This is a genomic window from Methylophilus glucosoxydans, assembly GCF_042676145.1.
GTDB classification, from domain to species: Bacteria; Pseudomonadota; Gammaproteobacteria; order Burkholderiales; family Methylophilaceae; genus Methylophilus; species Methylophilus glucosoxydans.
Genome location: NZ_JBHTJW010000012.1, coordinates 1 through 1257, shown reverse-complemented (window position 1 = coordinate 1257; position 1257 = coordinate 1). Strand labels below are relative to the sequence as shown.

Here is a 1257-nt window from a genome sequence, read left to right as displayed (position 1 = left end):
CTGGACTTGCCTTAGAAAAGTAGACACATCGACCTAACTTTTTAGGAGATGTTAAATGGCAAGAACAATCAAACGGATATACGCACGATATTCGGAATCATTTAAAGCTGAGGCAGTTCGATTAGCCTCCCAACCTGGTGTATTGGTGCAAGACGTAGCCCATTCTCTAGACATTCATCCCTTTATGCTGTCACGATGGAAAAAACAATGTCGTGAAGGGCTGATTATGGCAAATCCACCAAGCGATAAACCTGAGCTGGTTAATGAAGCAGAGCTACTGCGCCTTCGCGAGGTAGAAAAAGCCTACGCCCAGCTGAAGCTGGAGCATGACCTTTTAAAAAAAGCCATCAAATTCACTTCAAAGGCAAAACGGACATCTTCCGTTTCATTGCCCAAAATAGCCAAGATTTCTCGATCCAAATGATGTGCGAGAAATACAAGGTATCGCGCAGTGGATTCTACGCATGGCAGAGGCGTCCAGTATCAGCACGTACAGTGTCAGATGGGCAATTGTGTGAACAGATTAAAGCAATACACAAAAGCAGCCACGAAGCTTATGGCAGCCCGCGCATCTATGCCGCGCTTAGGCAACAAGGGCTCCACTGTGGGCGTAACAAGGTTGCACAGTTGATGCGCCAGATGGGCCTTGCAGGCAGAGCAAGTCGACTGTACTGGCGGAATGCAGGGAGTCACGCATTCTTTCAGCGTCATGGTAATGAGAAGCTTGGCATGACAGAACCTACCAGCATCAATCAATTGTGGGTGGGCGATGTGACCTTTATTAAAACGGGCAATGGTTGGCAATTTTTAGCCGTGGTGATGGATATGTTCTCACGTCGCATTGTTGGCTGGGCATTGGACAATCATCGTAAGGCGAGCTTAACCTGTACGGCACTGAAGATGGCCATCAAGCAAAGAAAACCTACAGCTGGCCTATGGTTTCATTCAGACCGAGGGATTGAGTATGCCGCGCTTGAATATCAGGCCTTGTTAAGGCAACATGGCATTCAGCCAAGTATGAACCGACCAAGGCAGTGTACCGATAATGCACACATGGAGTCATTCTTCCATTCGTTTAAAAGTGAGTGGATACATGGCAATCGTTTTAAAGGGGGCGAGGATTTGAAAGTGGCAATTAAGCAATATATTGATGACTTTTATAACCCGGTACGGTTGCATTCGGGTATTGGGTATCAATCACCGATTTCGGTGGAAATGATCGGTTAGATGATGTCCACTTTTTACAGGCAAGATCAC

General features: G+C 46.5%; 2 protein-coding genes. Both read left to right on the top strand.

All coding sequences use genetic code 11. The features are described 5' to 3' along the window. Positions 1-55: 55 nt before the first annotated feature. Positions 56-424, top strand: coding sequence for a transposase (locus ACFQ1T_RS14380; protein WP_379078019.1), 369 nt, complete (start codon positions 56-58; stop codon positions 422-424). After that, on the top strand, positions 352-1227 hold the full coding sequence (locus tag ACFQ1T_RS14375; protein WP_379078022.1) for an IS3 family transposase: 876 nt from the start codon (positions 352-354) through the stop codon (positions 1225-1227). Before ACFQ1T_RS14380 ends, ACFQ1T_RS14375 begins: the two co-directional genes overlap by 73 nt. Positions 1228-1257: the final 30 nt, after the last annotated feature.

Excerpts from the sequence above, each read along its gene's own strand:
- ACFQ1T_RS14380 (WP_379078019.1), top strand. The coding sequence starts at position 56 with ATGGCAAGAACAATCAAACGGATATACGCACGATATTCGGAATCATTT.